The following is a 21,668-nucleotide window of genomic DNA, read 5'->3' on the forward strand; positions in this document are numbered from 1 at the left end:
CTAGGATCTAAATTAACAATCTTACTCGCTCTCAGCCAGCTGGATGATCAACTGTCCAGCTTGGCGAGTGAGGGTAAAGTGATTCCCCACCGTAAACCCAAGCTCATTCAGCCACTTACCACTGATTATCAGTTGTGGACTGGGGTTCGGGCGCTGTCGGTTGGGCAAGTACCCCACTGTATACTGTCTTGATGATACATCGAGTGCAGCAAATTCAGGTCAAGCAGGAAAGACCACAGTTGAGAATAACTTCTTACATGCTGAAAAAATCATTACTTTCGTTGGTGAATTCGCTAATGCAAAAACACCGGCAGAGAGAAAACAGTTACAACATGATATTGATAAACCAGATAAAAAACTTCAGTCACAAGCGGAAGGATGGGGAATATCAACCAATGACATGAAGAGTGCATTATCAAGCCTAAAAACATTAGAAGGCTTGCCAGATTGTAATGTTCAATGCCAAGAAATGGTAAAAGATTCAATATCTAAACTCGAGCCAGCATTAGAAAATAGAATCAATAAGCATTCATCACAAACAGAGAACCTCAAAGAACTAACAGGTATTTTAGCAGCAGTGATTGTGATGAATGAAAGTGGGTTGATTGATGGTCGAGCCACTACATCAGGAGGTGTGAAAGGGGTACCTAACGGAACTGAAACTCCTAAAATCGATAATTCTGCGAAAAATAATGGGCAAAAGGGGAAAGAAACTAGCCCGATAATTAATCAACCCCATATAACCGTGATCTCACCGGAAATAGAAACTAAGATACTGTCAGGGCAAAGGGTTGGAAACTCAAATAAATTAATTGGGGGACACTCTCCTTCAGTGAATAATGAAAATCCAAATTATGCGGTAGAAGCAGTAAGATTAAATCCAGATGGTACAAGAGTTGTAAAATTTACGACATCAGTTTCCTGATGGAAATCTATCCAAAATTAAGACGAGTACACTTTTCCCTGAAAGTTGGTCAGATAAAAATATTATTGACTCGGTCAAGAAGATTGGTAATTCCACAGCTATTGGGCAAAGAAGTTCAACGGGTGAAACGTTACATCGTGGTACAATTAATGGCATAGAAATTGATGTGATTAAAAAAAGAAATCAACTTACAGCTGGGTATCCTGTAGGTGGGAAGCCAGCTCCTGGCTTTAATCCGACCGATTGAGGCATGTACATGTATAAAGAATTTGATTTATGTATTACTGATTTTAGTAACGACAATGAACCTGGAGATTATTGGTATGATTGCGGCATCGTTGAATGCTCTAGAATTTTAAGTAAATTCAATGAACTAGACTGGTCTAATTTGTTTGATGTGTTAGAGCACAAATCTATATTTTGGAAAATTAGATTGGTCGAATGCTTGGGGGATTTAAAAAATAGTCATGAGTTAAATATTATTTTAACGCTCATTGATACTGATGATTATGACTTATTTATTAGTTGTGTTGACTCGTTGAGATCTATGGGAAGTCACAGTTTATCTGAAGATGATTTAAATAAGATTAACGATAAAATATACCATCTTGAGCAAAATGCTTCTTTACCAGTGAAAAGTGTTTTAGATAGTTTTTCACATAAGTTTAAGCGTAAATAGCCCCTGCTTTACACAGGGGTTTCTTGAGTACTCTCACTCCTCAGCCAGCCGGATAATCAACTGTCCGGCTTGCCGAGTGAGGGGATAGTGACTGCCTACCTCAAACCCCAACTCATTCAACCAATTACCAATGAATGTCAGCTGTGGGTAGGTTTACTTTGGTTGGGGACGTAACCCACTGTATACTGTCTGGTTTTGCCCCCTTTTTCTTTAGTCGTTGGTGCTAATTGCCGCATCTAATCCTTTTATTGACTTCTCTTTTTATTCAAAAATACCTTCATAAGCCACCGACAAGCGCAACTCAAAGCAACAGGATGGCAGTTTAAGCAGTAGTATTGGAAGCGAGTTGAATACCACGGCTTCGGTGAATGCTAATGAAACCGAAATGCACAGTGATTATCAATTGGTGGATAAACAAACTATCAGAAAGTCGATATGATTTATCTTTAGGCTTTGCCGTTTTTATTTGTTTAATAGTTAACATGTGGGCATCTCTGTATTGATTATTTTATTGGTGCCCGCACATATACCCACTTTTAATTGTTGTAGGCAAGTAATGGGTAGCTATGTATGGTAATGGGGAGATTGTGGTAATAGCTGTATTTAAAGTACTTTTGGTAATGGATGGGAAGGTGGGGTTATTCGGTCATGGCGTCCCCTGCAGGAATCGATTCCCTTAATTATCTTACTGATAAAATATAACTTTTATTTTAATTTTTATTTTTCTATACATAATTATATACATTCCGTTTGGAATCATGGTAATCCCTGTTTCAGAATTGAAATGTTCTGATTGTCAGCAAAACGTTATTTTTTCATATGAATCTTCCCGATTTATTTTATGAGAATGTCCCATCTATGAACACTCTGTTTTTTGGGGAGGAATACCTCATAAACAACAACTATATTTATCACATATCAATTTATTTACAAATATTTACAAAAAAAGAAGGGCAATAATTTAGATGTATGCAAAAAAATAGTAGGAAGTGCAAATAAAACCAAATAGACACAATGGTTACTTTTTGAACATTATTGTTAATTACCGTTAACGGTTGTTAATTAGCTATCAGCTATTAATAGTTCAATAAAATTGAACGAGTTAAATATTCACTGACTTTACCAAATTAATATTCTATGCAAATATAATTGCATCTCACGAGATACAACAAAGTCTAAATTAATCTTAAAGGAATAAATATGAGTTTATTACCTACGGGTAATCTTAACTCCGAAAAAAGTCGGCTGTTAAGAATGCCAGACGTAATTTCATTAACTGGGCTACCTCGTTCTACTATTTATTTTAAAATGAAAAATAAAGAATTCCCTAATCAAGTACAAATAGGATCTCGTTCAGTTGCTTGGTTAGAATCAGAAGTACATGAATGGATAAACAATAATTTAAGGAGACGGAAGTTATGAATAATATATCTTATTACAAAGATAGTGAATTATCTTACTTGTTCAATTATAAGTTTATTTCTGTTACTGAAGGAAGTAAAGAAACAGGGTTTATTATACGGGCAATTGAATTATATCGATTATCTCAAATGAAAGATAAGATACAAAAGTTCTGTGCGTTAACTAACTTTAACTTTGATAATTTAACACCTAGTTTAGAAGAAATAAAACTATTGATAAAACAAGGTGAAGGCATTGTTTCTAATTATTCAAAACTATCCGAAAAGGAAACGGCAGAATTGAATAGTTTAACAGAATATATGTCAAACCTAGAGAATGGAAAACTCAAAAAGCCCGCCCACCAACCAAGTGCAAAAACTTGGGCTGAGGATGCTTATCGGGCGGTAGAGCGGCAACAGAGCCATGTTAAGAATGAAAATGATAAACTCAATAAAATTAATGGGCTTTACGGTTTATTAAAACCTGTTATTGAGTGGATGATATCAGAAAAAGTTAAAGGAATTAAATCTGATTTATTAAATGTATTACCAAACCAACAGTGCCATTTAAACTCACTATTGTCTGATATGAATTGGTCACATGAAAGACCGTGCAAGCTGATTGTGGATGCAATGTGTGAATTTGAACGTTGCATAGATTCAGTTATCCGTAATTGTGCGCCACCGACAGATAAAAGAGATTTATTATTTACTCCATCGTATCAACGGGAATATTACAAGCATTATTACAGTAATGAAAATTCGCATTTAAAAGAAATATTAACCGCCAAAGAATATGTTGATTCCATGGTTAATAATCAAAATAAAATTCACGATAAATTAGAATATTTCTAAATTAAAAATATAAGGAACATATTATGTACGTAACCACTATTCCAAATGTGGCAAGGACTTTTCACGCCAATTTTATCCGAGGGGCTAATTATTTCTCTGAAAATAGCCAGACGTTTTCTATTTCCGAACCCTCTGAAAATTTATTACGCGTTGCTATTTCAGATGCCAGTTGGTTTATGAATCAATTAACGCTGACTGATGTTAACGAAGAGAGCGGAGATGCTATTAGTCTTGGTGACAACACACTTCATACAGGACGTTCTATCGCAGAACGATTCCATAAGCGCATTAATTTTGAAGGCATGCCTTATGTTTTAGAGGAAACAGATACCTGTGCCGCGATTTCGTATGAACAAATGTCCATGATTGCTAATAGTCGCAACGGGGATGATGAACATTTTACTAAAGTGATGTCTGACTTGTTTTCTAAAGCGGTTTCGCAGGACATGATACGCGTCGGTTTTAATGGTGAATTTTGCGGTTATCCCACTAAGCCCGAGGTTTATAAACGCGGTCAGGATGTTAATAAAGGCTGGCACGTAATTGCAGCCGAATTTAACAAAGGTTCACAAATAGTGACCGATAAAATTGTATTAGGAAAAGATGGTCCTTTCCCGAATTTAGATGCAATGGCTAACTATCTCATTATGAAAAAAATCCCCGAAGAATACCGTGAAGACCCGCGTTTAGTGGTGTTAGTGGGAGCTGAATTAGCGGGTTTATACCGTGAGAAGTTGTTCGCAGCATCTGATAAACCCGCAGATATTCAAGCAAGCCAAATGGCATTAAGCACCGTTGCAGGGCGTTTTGCCATTATTCCACCGTTTATGCCTGGTCGCCGTTTGGTGGTTACAACGCTTGATAATTTACATATCTACACTCAAAAGCATACACGCCGTTTTCGTGCTGAATTTGTGGACGATAGAAAGGTGTATGAGCATAGTTATTTACGCAACGAGGGCTACGGTTTAGGAGATGGGAATCTATATGCTGCCATTGATGAAAACGCCATCCAGATTGAGGAAGGGGTATTTTCATTATGAGTGAAAGGATTGAACCTCAATTAACAACTGTTTGGATTTGTGTAGCAACATCAGGGCAAACTCTAGATGGGCGACACATTGAGCCTGAATGGTTAACAGGCATTGCTGATAACTATGATCCAACCTATTACACCGCGCTAATTTGGGAGGAGCACAATCGAAAACTGGAGAACTTGGGTGAAGTGTTAGCCGTTAAAGCAGAAGATATTAACGGAGAAACCAAGCTTTATGTACGTTTAAGACCCAATTTGAAGTTGATGGAGTACAACAAGCAAGGGCAAAAATTGTTTTGTTCTATTGAAGTGGAAGAAGATTTTCGCGGACAAAAAGGTATTTTCTATCTTGGTGGGCTGGCTGTCACAGATAGCCCATCCAGCGTCGGAACAAACCGTTTAGAATTCAGCATTAACCGCTCTCATTTTTCACGTAAAAAGAGCCGTGTATCGCTTAGTTCACCAACTGCCTTTAATTTATCTGACGGGTTAAAAGGTACTAAAAATCGGTGGTTCTCTGCCATTTCAGCAGGTTAAAAAATCAGCCCAGTGTTTCGCTGGGCTATTTCCTCTATTTATCAATAGTACATCAAGCTGGCTTCAATCATGAAAATAAAAAAGTTGCATCTATCTAAAGGCTTGGGCTATAGTTCTTATGCGTTAGCAAAATCTAACGTCAGGATTGGAACCCTGAATATGTACAAGGCGACAGTAGACGCCTCATGCGTCTTTTTTTATGTCGTAAATAATGCCAACCGTATGGCGAATTGCGCCTATTCGAATTCAATGGTGGCGTTGTTAGGGCAACCGAAAGGTTGGCTGGTCTCCTTGTACGCCAGTAGTTCCAACCCTCTCAACGTCACCACCCCTTTAGAGATTGGAACCTCTGGTGGTGACTCCTTAACCAAGTGCAAGGAGATCATCGTTATGATGGCTATCCCTACCCAAACTCAATTTAAATTTCTTTTCTTGTGTGTAAAACGTTCAGATATTACCGCCAAACCGTGCCGTCTTTCGGCAATAGCGCCAACCGAACAAAACGCAAGAAGCCTACTTGTTCGTGATTTTATTCTCTTATTCGCAGGTCGCTTACCTGTGCAATCAACAAAAGGGGAATAATCATGAAAAACAATTCTCTAAGAAATACCGTTATTTCCCCTGCAGGTGAAAAACAACTGTTAAGAGCCGCACAAATAGCGTCCTTTCTCTCTGATTTACTCGAAGCCAATGTGATTAGTGGATCTCCCCATGTATCCAGTGAGGGCATGGCGGCAGTCATGGAATGTTTAGCGGAGCAAGTTGAGCAGGTGATTACTGAAAGTAGCTTGATGAATAAGGACATTACATAATGAACAACCAAACTCATCCAAATTCTTCAATGGCAAAAACACGGACTCCATCAGTGAGCGACATTGTTAAATCCGCTAATGGTCGTTGGGGATATATTTTAAATAATTTGGGCGTTACCGTTCCTGATAATCATAAGCATGGGGCTTGCCCGAAATGTGGCGGCAAAGATCGTTTTCGTTTTGATGATAAGAACGGGAAAGGCACATGGTTTTGTAATCACTGTGGCAGCGGTGATGGGTTGGATTTACTCAAATTAGTGACAGGGCAAGATATTAAAACCGCCTGTTTGGAAATTAATAAAATACTGCTTTTACCTGAATTCAAAAAAATAGCGCCAACCCAGATAAAAAAGGTTAGCGCTACTCGGGGCATTGAGTCATTTGAAAAACTGAAAGCCTTGTCTCTTTCAGGGGAAAGCCAGTACCTAACAAATAAGGGCTTAACCAATCACCAATGCTTAATCATTCAGCAACACTATACACAAGGTGAGCTGAAATTTCCAATGGGTTCAATGTTATTGCCGTTGGTGGATAACCAGTTTTTGATTAAAGGTGGACAGCTAATTAGCCCAACAGGTGAGAAAGCCCTGTTATCTGGCTCTGCCCTCTCTGGCTCCTTTATTATTGTGTCGGGTCAGGCACAAGAACCCCTTGAGCAAATCGTGATTACAGAGGGCTTTGCAACAGGATTAAGTCTATCAAAAGTGATTGATTCGTTTATTGTGGCAGCGGTTGCCGCGACTAACCTTGTGAAAGTCGCCCAGCAGCTACAGGAACGCTATCCACTGGCAAAAATCATTATTGCAGGGGATAACGATTATATTGATGGGAAAGAAAATACGGGCAAATCGTGGGCGGAAAAAGCGGCTAAAGCGGTTGACGGTTGGATCACGTTACCACCCACCCATTATAAAGCCGATTGGGATGATTACCGCCAAGAAAACAGCACCGTTAAAGTCAAAGAAGCCTTTTTTGAGGAAATGACCTATTGCGGCAAGGATAAAGCTTATTTGCCCCAAGGCTTTAGGCTAACCCAAGAATATTTATGGTATGACAAACTGGTGAATAAATCGGATGGTGACACCGAGGTTAGAAACATCAAAATCAGTAGCCCAATAAAAGTCACCGCGATTACTTGTGATGCAGACGGCAGTAATTACGGCCGTTTATTGGAGTGGGATGATACCTACGGAAATTGCCGTAAATGGGCAATGCCAATGGAAATGTTAAGCGGCAGCGGTGAAGAATTACGTCGTGTCCTTTTGGTGAACGGGCTTTCATATATCAACATTTCGGGGCAGGCTCGCGCGCATTTAATGGAATACATTTCACTGTGCCGACCAGAGAGAAAGGTCACTTGTGTAAATAAAACGGGTTGGCATGGCAACGTGTATGTGTTGCAGGATGAAGTGGTTGGAACAGGGGCAGATTCCGTTATTTTGCAAACCTCCAGTGTACAAGGTAAAGATTTTAGGGTAGCAGGTACTAGCGACGAATGGCGGGAGCACATTGGCAAATATTGCGTGGGAAACGCTAGGCTGGCGTTTTCTGTGAGCCTTGCCTTTGCATCATCATTATTAAAATTAGTCGGTGTGGGGGGCGGTGGCTACCATTTAAAAGGCGAATCAACAGACGGTAAGACTACCACGATGAAAGTGGCGGCTTCGGTTTGTGGTGGTACAGATTACTGGTACACATGGCGGGCAACAGGTAACGCGCTTGAAGGAACGGCTTGTCGTCGTAATGACGCTACGTTAATGCTGGATGAAATCCGCGAAGTGGACGGACGCGAAGCGGGTAACATTGCTTACATGCTGGCAAACGGTCAAGGTAAAGCCCGCGCAAAAACAGACGGCAGCGTCAGAGAAACAAATCGCTGGAACCTACTGTTTCTCTCAACAGGCGAACTGTCATTGGTTGAACATGCCGCCAATGCGGGCGAACGCACCTATGCAGGGGTTGAAGTCCGTATGATACAAATTCCCAGTGATTCGGGTAAACACGGTGTATTTGAGGATTTGCACCAGTTTGCGAGTGGTAAAGCCTTAGCGGAGCACCTCGAGCAAGCTGTCACGAAATATCATGGCTCTCCGTTCCGTGATTGGCTGAAATATCTCACCAATGATTTAACGTTTATTTCCAGTACGGCTAAAGCGTTATTAAAAGAGTACACCGCTAAATTGACGCCTGAAAATGCAGGGAATCAAGTCGGGCGAGCTATCACGCGTTTTGCGCTTGTGGCGATGGCGGGGGAAATTGCTACGTTAGCGGGGATTACAGGCTGGAAAGAAGGTGAAGCCTTTACAGCGGCAAAAACCTGTTTAGATGCATGGATGAATGAGCGTGGTCATACGGCTAATCAGGAAGACATGACCGCGTTAGAACAAATCACCGATTTTATTTCACGTAACCAGTTCAGCCGCTTTGCTGATTGGTATGACGAAAACAGCCGCCCGATGAATATGATGGGCTTTCGTCGTGTCGAAAAGGGGGGTTGCAATCAAGAGCCAACAATTCAATTTTACGTATTACCGACGGCATGGAAAGAAATCTGCAAAGGTTTTGACGCTCGAAAGGTCGTGCGTTTGTGTATTGAGAAAGGCTGGCTTGAAACAGGGAAAGATGGGAAAGCCCAAACCAGTATACGCCTACCAGAAATAGGGGTGAAACGGGTGTACGTCTTTAACAGTGAAGTCCTCGGTTCAGCGGATATTCTCTAATAAAAACTGACCATCTTATATTTTTAGTGTAACAGGTGTAACAAGGGTTACAGACATGATTTAAAAGGATTTTATCTGTTGCACCTTTTGTTTTTAAATGGGTAACAAGGTGTAACACGTTAGCGATTGTTACACCTGTTACACCTTGATTTTTTGAAAGGGTAACAAAATAAGTTCTTATTATTCAACGTTGTAACCCTTGTTACACCTGTTACCCTTTAAAATAGCAAGGTATGTATTTAATTGGCTTTATTCTGGAAGGCATTAAGGCAAAGGTGATTAATCATGCGAGTAATGAAAGTGTACTGTCCTGTTTGTGATGAACAGGCAACAATTCGAAAAATTCAAATGGAGGGCGTTGATAACATTCCTCATATTTATTGTTCCTGTAATGACTTTGAATGTGGTCATACTTACATGTTAACTCTGACTTTTTCACACACGATACAGCCAAGTAATTTAAAGCCAGCCAGTAACCAGCCTATTTTACCGTTATGATTGATTTGTATTTTACGTGGCTATCTCACAGTAATTTTTTGAAGTGGTCACTTAAACGTTAAGTGTCATTTGGCAAAATAAATTTCATTCGATTTCAGTTTTTCAATTCTTCGCAACCCGCATAAACACTGGCTTTTCAGTTTTTGTGCGGTGCATACGCTCAAGTGAAAATCTCACGTAAAATAGAAAAATCACTTTATTTCAATATGTTATGCATTGACTCGCTAATCGGACTCCACCTGAAAACTGAAATTTACTGAAAATCTTTTCACACATTTCAGTTTGAGATTTTCGGCAACGCCCTAGTATTGGCGCGGCTTGGCGATAGGGTTTGTAGAATTTTAAAACTGAAATAATTTTTAGATCCAAATTGTGCAGGCGGGTGCGGTGTAGTGCATTTTACGTGGTTTTTTATTTTATGTTGCTATAAATATTATTGAGTGCCAGATAGGTAAACTAATGTATTGATCATTTCATTTTTTTTGTTATTCTTACTAGACCTTTACGCGTGGGATAACTGATTTTATCCTTGTCGGGCGTTTCGCCAGACACTAACTTATTGTGAACATTTAGGGTTGCGCTTCAGCACTTTCAGCCAGATCCTGAATTTCACTAGCGTTACATTCAGGAGCTGTCTGAAAGTCTAAAGCGCATCCTTTAGGTGAAGGAATAAAAGGTGGCTATATGCCACCTTTTTAATATAAGAGGGGTTCCTTGATGTGAGTGATTCTGCTTACATGAATTCATTAGAAGAACAGTTTGGTGATTTGAGCTATTCAAACTTTATTGTTCAATTTATGCCACCGATAATTTTTGTTTGTGGTGGGCCAATTAATGCTAACCCGATAAGTGTAAGAGATTATTTTTTCTCTCATGTTGCTCAACATAATCCAAAGTTGTTTGATTCTCTTGTCTTGGCGGAAGATTTCAAAGACTATTTTAAAGATGGAGCCTATTCTGATTTAATGAGCTTTGAGGATGATATAGCTAATATTTCGACTTTAGTCATTATATGCTTAGAAAGTGCGGGTTCTTTAGTTGAATTAGGCCTATTTGTTAATAGAAAGAATCTAGCTCAAAAATTACACGTTGTTGCTCCACTTGAAGAAATTGAAGGAATACCAAATAAAAATATGACACCAAGATCTTCATTTATTTATTTAGGACCTTTAGAATATTTGAAAAGTTTAGAGCCAAATTCAGTTTCAGTTTTCCCTTGGCCAGATAAAACTCGTTTAAAATATGACGAAATAGAGCTTATTTATGATGATGTAAGTACTAGATTAAAAAATGTCAAAAAAACAGAAAAATATAATAGTGAAAATACAGGACATTTGGCTATTTTAATTTATGAGATCATTTTACTATCAGAGCCAATAAAAAAAACAGAAATTGAATGGGCATTATATTGTATTGATATAGATGTTTCTCAAAAATTAATATCTAGGTTACTTTATCTTTTAACTAAAATGAAACTTATTTCTTCAATCTCATATAGTCGCACAGATTATTATTATGTTATTGGGCATCGAGAGAGTAAGATTAAGTTTGGCTTAAGTAATAAAGGGAAAATAAAAGACTCTATGAATATAAAAATAGCTATTAGACAGTCTTATTTAAGCATGGAAGCAAAAAAACATGATGAAACGGCAAGAAAGAGAGAGAATGCTTTAAAACATATAAATATAATCAGAGGGAATGTAATATGAATTTATTACAATTTATAGCAAATGGTCTTTATCTAACCGAAGATGAGGCGATGCGCTACATCACTACGATCCCTAGAAGATATAAAAAGTTCCATATTAAAAAACGAAATAGTACAGAATACAGATTAATAGCACAGCCTGCAAGGCAGGTAAAATCGTTGCAGAAGGTTGTATTGAAACGTATGGAACAGTATTTTTATATACATGAAAATGCTTTTGCTTATCAGCGTGGAAAAGATATAAGAAAAAATGCACTATTACATAGTAATAATAAGTTTATATTGAAAATGGATTTTAAAAATTTCTTTTTAAGTATAAAGCCTATTCACTTAAAAAGATTTTTAGTAAATACAGGGAGAGAATTAACTGAGAAAGATATTTTAGTAATGGAGAATTTATTTTTCTGGAAATTAAGAAGAAATAGCCCATTAAGATTGAGCATTGGTGCTCCATCTTCACCAATGATATCCAATGTTATCATGTATTTTTTTGATTGTGAAATGTCTATTAAATGTCAAAAGTTAGGGATTAAATACTCTAGATATGCAGATGATTTAACTTTTAGCTCTAACATAAATGGGGTATTATTTAGTATACCTAAAATAGTTAGAGAAACTCTAAATTCTGTTGATTTAAATGATATAAAAATAAACCATAAAAAAACGGTTTTTTCATCAAAAAAATTCAATCGGCATGTAACGGGAGTAACAATTACTAACGATGAAAAATTATCTTTAGGGCGAGAAAAGAAAAGATTACTCAGAAGTAAAATTCATCATTATACTTTAGGGGTTCTTTCTGAATCTGAAATTTTGAAATTAAGAGGGGAACTTGGGTATGCAAAATTCATTGAGCCTAGATTTTTTGAATCCATGACCTATAGATATGGACATGATGTAATGGATTCAATAGCTAAATATGGTAATTGTTCATGAATATAATTTTGGCATAAAAAGTTAACATTTCTTTTCTTTGTTCTAAATATTGAGCATGATTATAAATGCCTCTAATCGAATTTTTATCAACATGAGCTAATTGAAGCTCTATCCATGCACTATCGAATCCTTTTTCATGTAAAATTGTGCTCATCATATGCCTAAATCCGTGACCTGTTAATCTACCTTTGTAGCCAATTTTAGCGATAACCTTATTTATGCTCGCTTCGCTAATAGGCTTTCTAGCGTCATTCCGACCCGGAAAAAGTATTGGATAGTTACCCGTAATCACTTGCAGCTTACCAAGGATTTCTAGAACTTGTGGTGATAGTGGTACTAAGTGAGGGCGACGTTTTTTCATTCGCTCTTTAGGTATTTCCCAAAGTGCATTTTCAAAATCAAATTCTGACCATTTTGCGAGTCGCAATTCTACAGTTCGAACACCAGTAAGCATTAATAGCTGGGTGGCATATTTAGTTACTTTGCTGCCTTGGTAGTTATTCAGGGCTTTGACAAAATCAGGGATTTCATTTTCACTTAGGAACGGAAAGTGTTTAGTTTCTGGCTTGTTCATAGCTCCGGCTAAATCGGGAGCAGGATTATATTTTACTCTGCCTGTAATGACTGCATATCTAAATACCTCACCACAACGACGACGGATCTTGCTTGCTTGTTCAAGTGCGCCGCGCTTTTCTATCTTCTGGAGAACAGCAAGTAATTCTAGTGGAGCAATTTGATCTATCGGTCTACTTCCAATATAAGGAAAAACGTCATTTTCAAAGCAACGCAATATTTCACTTGCATAGCCTTCTGTCCAAGTAGAACATTTGGATGTGTGCCATTCCATTGCAACAGCTTGAAATGTATTCTCTGTGGCGTATTTGAGGGTTATTTTTTCTGATTTACGTGCATCACTAGGATTGATGTTTTCTGATAGTTGTTTTTTTGCTTCGTCTCTTTTTCTTCTGGCATCAGCTAAAGATACTTGGTCGTAAACACCTAAAGATATCATTTTAGGCTTGCCAGCAAACCGATAACGAAAACGCCAACCTTTAGAACCATTAGGTTCAACAAGCAGTGACAAGCCTTTACCATCATTTAAGGTGTACGCCTTATCTTTAGGTTTGGCTTTGCGAATTTGAATGTCAGTTAGCAGCATAATGTGTATAGTTTTTCCATTGAACCTAGACCTATACGCAATAATATACACATTAGCACTTAGATTCCAGTAAACATTGCGGGACATTGTTAGACAATGATATTGTTTAACTAATTGGTTTTAATAAGAAAGTTGGACTTCATGAGATGTTTTTAGAAGTGGTGCTGGCGTCCCCTGCAGGAATCGAACCTACAACTAGCCCTTAGGAGGGGCTCGTTATATCCATTTAACTAAGGGGACTCAAAGAAAGTATTATAATGTTAACGTCCGGCATTCTACTTCTGACTTCTAATTGAATCAAGTTGTTACGTTGAATTTCTTTTGTAAAAGCGCAAAAAAAAGACGTTAGGTTAACTTTTGTTCAATGTGATGTCTAAGATATAAAAGTAGCCAATTTAGCGGCATATTCCTAATGTCGCTATCCATTAGGTGATGTAAAAAATGTGTTTAGAAAGAAAACAGGGCTTATATTGGTCTGGTGAATAGAATGAAAAATAAACAATCTGACTCAACAGGGCTGTAGCTCAGAAACAATAAAATAATTAGTCAAAATAACCGTAAGTTACCCATTTATTGTCTACGATACGGTCTCAGACTTAACCAATCGTGCATTTGATCACTTTTCTTATAAAAAAAGCTCACTTAAATAGGGTATAATTAACATTATTGCTGCTTGGTCATTTTGAGCACTCAAATTGGTTAACAATTATATCTATTTGGTTTTAATATAAACACATTGGTTTATAATTCGAAGAAAAGTGCCATGACTGTGGTACAGGGAATGGAGAGTATTATGAAGTTTCGCATGAGTGGCATGCTTCTTGCGGGAGTCTTGCTTGCTGGGTGCTCGAGCTCAATTAATCCTGAAACTCAGGAGCGTTCAGATCCGCTCGAAGGTTTTAACCGAGCAATGTTCAATTTTAACTACAATGTGTTAGATCCTTATGTGTTGAGGCCTGTGGCTGTTGCTTGGCGTGACTATGTGCCTATGCCGGCGCGTAACGGTTTAACCAATTTTTTTGTTAACCTTGAAGAACCTGCTAGCATGCTAAATAGCTTCCTACGAGGTGAAGTCACTCAAGGTTTCAAACACTTTAACCGTTTCTTTCTTAACACTGTATTTGGTGTTGGTGGGCTTATTGATGTTGCTTCAATGGCTAACCCTCAGCTCGCTAAGGAAGAGCCTAAACGTTTTGGTAATACATTGGGCTACTATGATGTGGGTTATGGTCCTTATGTGGTATTGCCAGGGTATGGCAGCTTCACACCGCGAGAAGAGGGGGGAAATCTAGTCGATGACCTGTATCCGATGCTGAGCTATTTAACATTTTGGATGTCAGCAGGTAAATGGGCCTTAGAAGGGATTGAAACGCGGTCACAGTTACTTGATTCCGACGGGTTGTTGAAAAATTCATCAGATCCGTATTTGCTAATGCGCGAGGCTTATTTCCAGCGTAATGATTTCTTGTCTAGTGGCGGGGAATTGAAAGCTACAGAAAATCCTAATGCGGCTGCAATTGAAGGCGAATTAGATTCTATTGATTAGAAACAAGGATTAAGTCTGAGTTGAAGCTATCACTCTCTTTTGCGACTAAGCATTAGAGAGTGATAAGAGTATTATTCATTGCCTCGTTTTCCTCGAGAAGTGATAGCGTCAATAAGTGCAATAACACCTAAAACACCGATAAAGCCAACCGTAAATAATGTTCCCATACAATATCTCCTATGTTGTCATATTTGCCTCTTTAGTCATTAACGGTTAGCTTTTTATAGCGCTTAAACGTTAATTTATTTTGCCTATATGTCAGTGATACCACACCGAATTAAACAATAACTATATTGTACTCAGCATAGTGACAAGAACATGCAGGGTGTGTGATGTTATGAAAAAGAAGTGCAAAACTATTTACAACGAAATGATTGATACAAAAGAAACTGAAATAGTTTTACAGTGGTAAGCTGAATATAGTGCCAATGATAAGAATTTCACTAATCAGCTACAACTTAATTTATAGATTCAGCTGGATAAAAGTCAAGCGTAACTCAGGCTAGAAGGGCGTTAATCCCCATTTTTAGCTAGAACGTAGTAGTGTATTTTGCTATTTAAATCAGAATGCCATGTTTATTTTTAATCAAGAAAAGCAAATGCTAGTTAAATCGTTCGGAAAAGACGGTGTTTTTAGTGCGAAAAAGGTTATTTTATTTGTGCGCTTTTTGTTTAATGACAGTGAAGAAATTTTTGAAATAGGTAGAAGAAATTACGGAAGATTGTATAAACTTCAATGATGAATTTTTTACTGATAATACAATTGAGTTGTTTAGATTATCTTGTTGTATCAGAAAATATAACAGGGGAATAACTCCCCCTGTTATATATTTGAAATGGCAGATTAGAAGGTATAGTTAAAGTTCACACCGTATAGCCACGCCGATCCTTCAGATTTAAATTGATATGCTGGAAGTGGAATTTTATCACTCTCACTTAGTTTTTCTGAAATATTCACTTTCTTACCATACATATAAGAAATACCAAGGTCTACAGAAGCATTCTCGTTAAATGCATAGGTTGTCCCCGCACTTAACCAGTAGCGATCTTGGTCTGGGATAGAAATTGAACGATATTTGGTTGGAACAGGACTTTCGTCATAGGCAATACCAGTACGGAATGTCCAGTTATCATCATAGTAATAAGTGGTACCGACAGCAAAACGCCAAGCATCTTTAAAGTTTTCAGCCTTGTGGAATAATTCTTTCCCATCACTACTGCGATATGCTGTTAAATCTTTGAATTCGCTCCAGCCAGTATAGGCTACGCTGTAGTGTAGTGCCCATTGAGGGGCAACTTTATGGTAACCTGAGAATTCCCAAATATCAGGCAGGTTTAGGTCAAGTTTACCTTTGATTTTTTCACCACCAGTACCGACTAATGGTAGGTTACTTGGTAAATTGGCTGGTAGGTCATTTGAGTATTTACCGTCTTTAAATTTAACCGTCACTTTAGAGCGGTAAGTCAAACTAAAGCGGTTGTCCGGATTGAGTTCATAGAGGATACCCGCGTTCCAACCGTAACCCCAATCATCGCCTGTGAGTTTTGCCATTGTGGTACTAGCTGGAATAGGTGGTAATCCAAGTTGTGGTGTTAATTTCCCTAAATCACCTGCATGGCGGGTGATTTCAGCATCGGCATAAACGGCATTAACACCTAGGCCAAAGCTAAAATTCTCATTTAAGCGATATGCCCCACTTAAATTTAAATTCGCGGTTTTAAGGTCAGTTTTACCGCCGATAGGGCCAGCAGCATAATTTTTACTGAAGTCAGTTGCTAGGCCAAAGTTGGTGGTCATGGATGTGCCCACAGCCCACTTATCATTGATAGGAAAAATAAAGTGAGCATTAGGTACTAGTGCACTTGGTGCAATATCATTTGCAGTTAAGTTACTTCCTAAAGGAGATGCCCCACGTCCTTTAATATCAACACTAGGGTCGATATAAACCGCACCGACTGAAATGGCTGGACGATCGAATAACATCATTGCAGCAGGGTTACGACTACCTTCACTTGCGTTATCGCCAATTGCGCCGGCACCAGAAAATGCGCGTCCGAGCGCAGATGTGGAATATTCATTAAGCAAAAAACCAGCGGCACCCGCATTGGATGAAATCATTGCCACTGCTATTGCTAAAGCTGATCGAGTAAATAGGTTTTTCTGGCTCATGACCAAAACCCTCTTGTTTATTATTTATAGTAGGCGACTTCTATCGCAAGAAGCGCAGAATTGTAGGGTCGCTTGCCTCTATGACAAATCAGACCAGTTACTAGAGTATAGGTCTGACCACCTCATGTGTTGCAAGTATGTTTTTTGTTTATCTCTAAAATGTTTTCAAAATTGAGACGTATTTAACAAAATGGCAACATATGATGAGGGCGATTCTACTTTTAATGATTATTTATGGGGTTAGATCAAACTTATAGCGGATAGTCTGAGATTCTATTGGCGACATACTGGTTTTTCCCTCTTTTTCAGCGGTATGATAACCACTTAACAGTGTGTTGATTTGGAGAATAAAATGACTGATGCGATTAACCGTTGTAGCGCGGAAGAGACTGCTGCTTGCTGCTGTGTAGATGTAGGTACAGTTTTGGATAACAAAGATTGCACTGCGTCGTATCAGCATGTATTCGCAAGCCAAGAAGAGGCAGAATCCATGTTGAAACAACTGACTGAAAAAGCAAGGTCGGTTGAATCAGATCCTTGTGTTATCAACCATACTGTTGACCATGTTGACGGTAGGTTTGAGTTATCGGCTAATTTTACGTTTAGCTGTGAAGCAGAAAGTCTCATTTTTCAATTAGGTTTGCGTTAATCAAACGGGTGATTAACTTTTCATTTCCTTCACTATGGTAAAATTTAACGATAGTGAAGGATCTTTATTGTAAACATATCTCTTTTTCCGCGCTTGGTTTCTTTTCTTTTTTCTTTCATTAATCTTCATCAAGTTGTGTGCAAGCTCGCATTTTCTCAATGTTGCTATTTTCCGAATGTAAATTTTATGTTAACAATGGTGACAGGTCAGACCTCTTTGGGCGGTAGTACATTATCAACGTGATGTTGAAGAAAGTGACACTTTCTCTATCAACTCTTAAAAGAGAGGGAGAGGAACAGCTTATTCACATATGCCATCATATTTAAAATATGGGTCTAACAGGTTACTGCCGTGGTACACATGAAAGGTTTATAGGTCATCAAACTTTTTATCACTTTTTAGCAGGAGCTACCATGAACCAACTTTCCCACCATGGTGAAAGCAATTATCCGGCAAAGGAAAGGATCGCAATCATTAGCGGCCTTCGTTTACCTTTTGCCAAGCAAGCGACAGCATATCAAGGAATTGCAGCAGTTGATCTGGGAAAAGCCGTTGTTGCAGAGTTGCTAACCCGAACCGGTATAGAAAAGCAACTTATTGAACAACTTGTATTTGGGCAAGTTGTACAGATGCCTGAAGCACCTAATATTGCACGGGAGATCGTATTAGGAACAGGCATGAGCGTTTCGACAGATGCTTATAGTGTTTCACGCGCGTGTGCTACTAGCTTTCAAGCAATGGCGAACATCGCTGAGAGCATGATGGCAGGGCATATCTCAATCGGGATCGCCGGAGGGGCAGACTCATCTTCGGTATTGCCTATTGGGGTATCTAAAAAGTTGGCAGCCACACTTTTATCTTTGAGCAAAGCCAAATCCTTTGGTCAGAAACTGTCATTAATGTCTAAATTGCGTTTAAAGGATTTATTGCCCGTTGCGCCAGCTGTTGCTGAATATTCAACTGGTTTGCGCATGGGGGATACCGCAGAACAAATGGCAAAAAGCTATCACATCACCCGAGAACAACAAGATGAGCTTGCCCATCGTTCACATTTGCTTGCGACTAAAGCTTGGGAAAGTGGTGTGTTGCAACAAGAAGTCATGACGGCATATATGCCTCCATTCAAGCAAGCATTTACACAAGATAATAATATTCGTACCAACTCTATCCTATCGTCTTATGCTAAGTTAAAACCAGCCTTTGACCGTAAACACGGTACTGTCACCGCCGCGAATAGTACACCATTAACAGACGGAGCTGCCGCTGTGTTAATGATGACCGAATCTCGTGCTAAAGCGTTGGGTTATACACCGTTAGGCTATATTCGTAGTTTTGCATTTTCAGCCATCGATGTTTGGCAAGACATGTTATTAGGTCCATCCTATGCAACACCGATAGCCCTTAAACGGGCAGGTTTGTCACTACAAGACTTAACGTTAATTGATATGCATGAAGCCTTTGCCGCCCAAACATTGGCCAATATTAAACTCTTTTCGAGCCGCCAATTTGCCCAAGAAAAATTGGGGCTATCAAAAGAAATTGGCGAAGTAGATATGGATAAGTTTAATGTGTTGGGGGGATCTATTGCTTATGGGCATCCCTTTGCTGCAACAGGGGCGCGTATGGTGACGCAAACTCTTCATGAATTACGTCGACGTGGTGGTGGGTTTGGTTTAACCACAGCATGTGCTGCGGGCGGTTTAGGTGCCGCAATGATTTTGGAGGTGGAATAATGACACACCATTCGGAAACCGAAGTTCAAGCAGAGTGCATCCAAGATGCATTTCGCCTTGAGGTTCACGCTCAAACGGTTGGCGTGATTTTCATTGATGTGCCGAATGAAAAAGTTAACACGCTAAAAGCGGAGTTTGCACAACAATTTTTGGCCATTTTACAGCAGGCGCAATCGACTTCTGGCTTAAAAGGGCTAGTCATCACCTCGGGTAAAAAAGACAGTTTTATCGCGGGTGCGGATATTAGCATGATCGCGGATTGTAAAAGTAAAGAGGAAGCCAGTGAGTTATCGCGGGAAGGGCATAAACTCTTTGATAAGTTAGAGAACTATCCATTGCCGATTGTTGCTGCTATTCATGGTGCTTGTCTTGGTGGGGGGCTAGAATTAGCGCTCGCGTGTCATGTTAGGGTTTGTTCCAATGATACGAAAACCCGTTTAGGTTTGCCTGAGGTACAGCTTGGTTTACTACCTGGGTCTGGGGGCACTCAACGTTTACCTAAATTGATTGGTATTCCCAATGCGTTAGATATGATGTTGACAGGGAGGCAGTTACGCGCAAAACAGGCACAGAGAATGGGGCTGGTTGATGATGTCGTACCGGACACCATTTTGTTAGATGTAGCGATAGCGATGGCTAAAAAAGGCAAAGTCCAACGTGCTCCACTTCCGTGGCAACAAAGGCTACTCAGTAGTAGTTTATTACGTAATAAAGTTTTTTCTAGTGCCAAACAAACAGTGATGCGCAAAACCAAAGGGCATTATCCTGCACCAGAAAAGATAATCCAAGTGGTCAAAACGGGTGTTGAAAAAGGCGCTAAAGCAGGGTACGAAGCAGAAGCAAAAGCGTTTGGCGAGTTAGTCATGACACCAGAATCAGCCGCTTTACGTAGTCTATTCTTTGCTACAACATCATTGAAAAATGAAACGGGATCTTCAGCTAAGCCACTAAAATTTAATCAAATTGGTATCTTAGGTGGCGGTTTGATGGGGGGCGGCATTGCATTTGTAACAGCAATGAAAGGTAACCTTCCTGTTCGTATCAAAGATATTAATGATAAAGGGGTAACTCACGCATTAGGGTATAGCTGGGATTTATTAACACAAAGAGTTAATAAAAGGCGAATGCTTGCGCGTGAACGTAGTGCTGTGATGGCGAAAATATCAGGAACCTTAACTTATCAAGGTTTTGAGCATGCAGATATCGTTGTTGAAGCTGTTTTTGAAGATTTGGCTTTGAAACGAAAAATGGTGACTGAAGTACAAAATGTGACTCAAGGAAAAGCCATTTTTGCATCAAATACATCATCGTTACCTATTCATCAAATTGCTGAACCTGCCGCTCACCCAGAAAAAGTGATTGGTCTGCATTACTTTAGTCCTGTCGATAAAATGCCTTTAGTCGAAGTGATCCCCCATCAAAAAACAGATGATGAAACGATCGCAACCGTCGTGGCGTTTGCCAAACGCCAAGGTAAAACGGCAATCGTGGTTGGGGATGATGCAGGTTTTTATGTAAATCGTATTTTAGCCCCTTACTTATGTGAAGCTGCCGAATGTTTAATGGCTGGGGAATCAATTGAACATATTGATAGTGCTTTAGTCGATTTTGGTTTCCCTGTCGGGCCATTCAACTTACTTGATGAAGTCGGTATTGACGTAGGAACGAAAATCTTACCTATTTTAGTGAATCGCTTTGGTGATAGGTTCAAGGCGCCTGATCTTTTAGACAAAGTGAATAAAGATGACCGTAAAGGTAAGAAAAACGGGAAAGGTTTTTATTTATATGGACATCAACCATCCTCTAAGCTGCGCTTTTGGAAAAAATCTAAAAAACGTCAGGTAGATAAGAGCATCTATTCATTAATCAATGTGCATCCAAAAAACCATTTAAGTAAAATTGATATTGCTGAACGCTGTGTGATGCTTATGCTCAATGAAGCTGTTCGCTGTTTAGATGAGAAGATTATTCAAAATGCACGTGATGGTGATATCGGTGCGGTCTTTGGTATTGGTTTCCCTCCTTTCTTTGGTGGGCCGTTCCGTTATATGGATAGTCTTGGGATCCAAAAAACAGTGGATACGATGAATAATCTAGCTGAACGTTATGGTGATAAATTCCGTCCGTGTGAGCTTTTATGCAAAATGGCAGAAGAAAATAAGACATTTTTTCAGTAAGTGATGATTGAGAATCATTAGCTCACTAGATAAAGCACGGATTAACAACTCAGAATACAAGGCCTGATATATTTGCTCCAGTTGGCAATTATCAGGCTTTTTATTTGTTGAGTAGAACGATTATTGTT

At 39.0% G+C, this 21,668-nt stretch carries 20 protein-coding genes and 1 tRNA gene; 17 read left to right on the forward strand and 4 right to left on the reverse strand.

The features are described from left to right. Positions 1-21 precede the first annotated feature (21 nt). Positions 22-177, reverse strand: coding sequence for a SymE family type I addiction module toxin (locus P2E05_RS07660; RefSeq protein WP_272657499.1), 156 nt, complete (start codon positions 175-177; stop codon positions 22-24). On the opposite strand from P2E05_RS07660, the gene P2E05_RS07665 reads away from it, so the two are divergent. The 13 genes from P2E05_RS07665 (at position 161) to P2E05_RS07720 (ending at position 12,106) form a co-directional block, all read left to right on the forward strand. Then, positions 161-925 (forward strand): hypothetical protein, encoded by a 765-nt coding sequence (locus P2E05_RS07665; protein ID WP_272657497.1) that lies wholly within the window; start codon positions 161-163, stop codon positions 923-925. The genes P2E05_RS07660 and P2E05_RS07665 overlap by 17 nt on opposite strands. A gap of 64 nt (positions 926-989) precedes the next feature. Continuing rightward, on the forward strand, positions 990-1,172 hold the full coding sequence (locus P2E05_RS21925) for a hypothetical protein (protein WP_375097494.1): 183 nt from the start codon (positions 990-992) through the stop codon (positions 1,170-1,172). A gap of 9 nt (positions 1,173-1,181) precedes the next feature. Further along, positions 1,182-1,604: a hypothetical protein gene (locus P2E05_RS07670; RefSeq protein WP_272657495.1), complete on the forward strand. Its 423-nt coding sequence runs from the start codon at positions 1,182-1,184 to the stop codon at positions 1,602-1,604. A 1,200-nt stretch (positions 1,605-2,804) separates the two neighbouring features. Continuing rightward, complete coding sequence (locus tag P2E05_RS07675; RefSeq protein ID WP_165880334.1) at positions 2,805-3,026, forward strand: helix-turn-helix transcriptional regulator; 222 nt, start codon at positions 2,805-2,807, stop codon at positions 3,024-3,026. Beyond that, entirely contained in the window at positions 3,023-3,859 is an 837-nt protein-coding gene (locus tag P2E05_RS07680; RefSeq protein WP_272657494.1) for a hypothetical protein, read from the forward strand. Before P2E05_RS07675 ends, P2E05_RS07680 begins: the two co-directional genes overlap by 4 nt. Before the next feature lie 23 nt (positions 3,860-3,882). Then, positions 3,883-4,902 (forward strand): P2 family phage major capsid protein, encoded by a 1,020-nt coding sequence (locus tag P2E05_RS07685; protein ID WP_272657492.1) that lies wholly within the window; start codon positions 3,883-3,885, stop codon positions 4,900-4,902. Further along, positions 4,899-5,432, forward strand: coding sequence for a GPO family capsid scaffolding protein (locus tag P2E05_RS07690; RefSeq protein WP_272657491.1), 534 nt, complete (start codon positions 4,899-4,901; stop codon positions 5,430-5,432). Before P2E05_RS07685 ends, P2E05_RS07690 begins: the two co-directional genes overlap by 4 nt. A gap of 69 nt (positions 5,433-5,501) precedes the next feature. Continuing rightward, positions 5,502-6,014 (forward strand): host cell division inhibitor Icd-like protein, encoded by a 513-nt coding sequence (locus P2E05_RS07695; protein ID WP_272657490.1) that lies wholly within the window; start codon positions 5,502-5,504, stop codon positions 6,012-6,014. Positions 6,015-6,016: 2 nt separating this feature from the next. Next, positions 6,017-6,244: a hypothetical protein gene (locus P2E05_RS07700; protein ID WP_272657489.1), complete on the forward strand. Its 228-nt coding sequence runs from the start codon at positions 6,017-6,019 to the stop codon at positions 6,242-6,244. Continuing rightward, positions 6,244-8,964 (forward strand): DUF927 domain-containing protein, encoded by a 2,721-nt coding sequence (locus tag P2E05_RS07705; protein WP_272657488.1) that lies wholly within the window; start codon positions 6,244-6,246, stop codon positions 8,962-8,964. The genes P2E05_RS07700 and P2E05_RS07705 overlap by 1 nt, the downstream gene beginning before the upstream one ends. A gap of 285 nt (positions 8,965-9,249) precedes the next feature. Beyond that, on the forward strand, positions 9,250-9,462 hold the full coding sequence (locus tag P2E05_RS07710) for an ogr/Delta-like zinc finger family protein (protein ID WP_272657487.1): 213 nt from the start codon (positions 9,250-9,252) through the stop codon (positions 9,460-9,462). A gap of 719 nt (positions 9,463-10,181) precedes the next feature. Beyond that, positions 10,182-11,171, forward strand: coding sequence for a retron St85 family effector protein (locus P2E05_RS07715; RefSeq protein ID WP_272657944.1), 990 nt, complete (start codon positions 10,182-10,184; stop codon positions 11,169-11,171). After that, positions 11,168-12,106, forward strand: a complete 939-nt coding sequence (locus tag P2E05_RS07720) for a retron St85 family RNA-directed DNA polymerase (protein ID WP_272657945.1) — start codon at positions 11,168-11,170, stop codon at positions 12,104-12,106. The genes P2E05_RS07715 and P2E05_RS07720 overlap by 4 nt, the downstream gene beginning before the upstream one ends. Here the strand turns inward: P2E05_RS07720 and P2E05_RS07725 are convergent. Both P2E05_RS07725 and P2E05_RS07730 read right to left on the reverse strand, forming a co-directional pair. Continuing rightward, positions 12,084-13,265 (reverse strand): tyrosine-type recombinase/integrase, encoded by a 1,182-nt coding sequence (locus P2E05_RS07725; protein WP_272657946.1) that lies wholly within the window; start codon positions 13,263-13,265, stop codon positions 12,084-12,086. The genes P2E05_RS07720 and P2E05_RS07725 overlap by 23 nt on opposite strands. A gap of 165 nt (positions 13,266-13,430) precedes the next feature. Continuing rightward, positions 13,431-13,505: transfer RNA gene (locus P2E05_RS07730), tRNA-Arg, on the reverse strand. 553 nt (positions 13,506-14,058) lie between these two features. Between P2E05_RS07730 and mlaA the strand changes: the two genes are divergently transcribed. Beyond that, complete coding sequence (mlaA, locus tag P2E05_RS07735; protein ID WP_154623994.1) at positions 14,059-14,811, forward strand: phospholipid-binding lipoprotein MlaA; 753 nt, start codon at positions 14,059-14,061, stop codon at positions 14,809-14,811. A gap of 844 nt (positions 14,812-15,655) precedes the next feature. On the opposite strand, the gene fadL is transcribed toward mlaA, so the two are convergent. Then, positions 15,656-16,981, reverse strand: a complete 1,326-nt coding sequence (fadL, locus tag P2E05_RS07740; protein WP_163861077.1) for a long-chain fatty acid transporter FadL — start codon at positions 16,979-16,981, stop codon at positions 15,656-15,658. A 352-nt stretch (positions 16,982-17,333) separates the two neighbouring features. Here fadL and P2E05_RS07745 point away from each other — a divergent pair, with 352 nt between their 5' ends. The 3 genes from P2E05_RS07745 (at position 17,334) to fadJ (ending at position 21,540) form a co-directional block, all read left to right on the forward strand. Beyond that, positions 17,334-17,630, forward strand: a complete 297-nt coding sequence (locus P2E05_RS07745) for a YfcZ/YiiS family protein (protein ID WP_154623995.1) — start codon at positions 17,334-17,336, stop codon at positions 17,628-17,630. 413 nt (positions 17,631-18,043) lie between these two features. After that, on the forward strand, positions 18,044-19,363 hold the full coding sequence (gene fadI / locus P2E05_RS07750; protein ID WP_154623996.1) for an acetyl-CoA C-acyltransferase FadI: 1,320 nt from the start codon (positions 18,044-18,046) through the stop codon (positions 19,361-19,363). Continuing rightward, the gene (gene fadJ, locus P2E05_RS07755) at positions 19,363-21,540 is read left to right on the forward strand and encodes a fatty acid oxidation complex subunit alpha FadJ (protein ID WP_163861081.1); all 2,178 of its coding nucleotides are present in this window, start codon (positions 19,363-19,365) and stop codon (positions 21,538-21,540) included. The genes fadI and fadJ overlap by 1 nt, the downstream gene beginning before the upstream one ends. Positions 21,541-21,668 lie beyond the last annotated feature (128 nt).

The sequence above is a fragment of the Providencia stuartii genome, from assembly GCF_029277985.1.
GTDB lineage: Bacteria > Pseudomonadota > Gammaproteobacteria > Enterobacterales > Enterobacteriaceae > Providencia > Providencia zhejiangensis.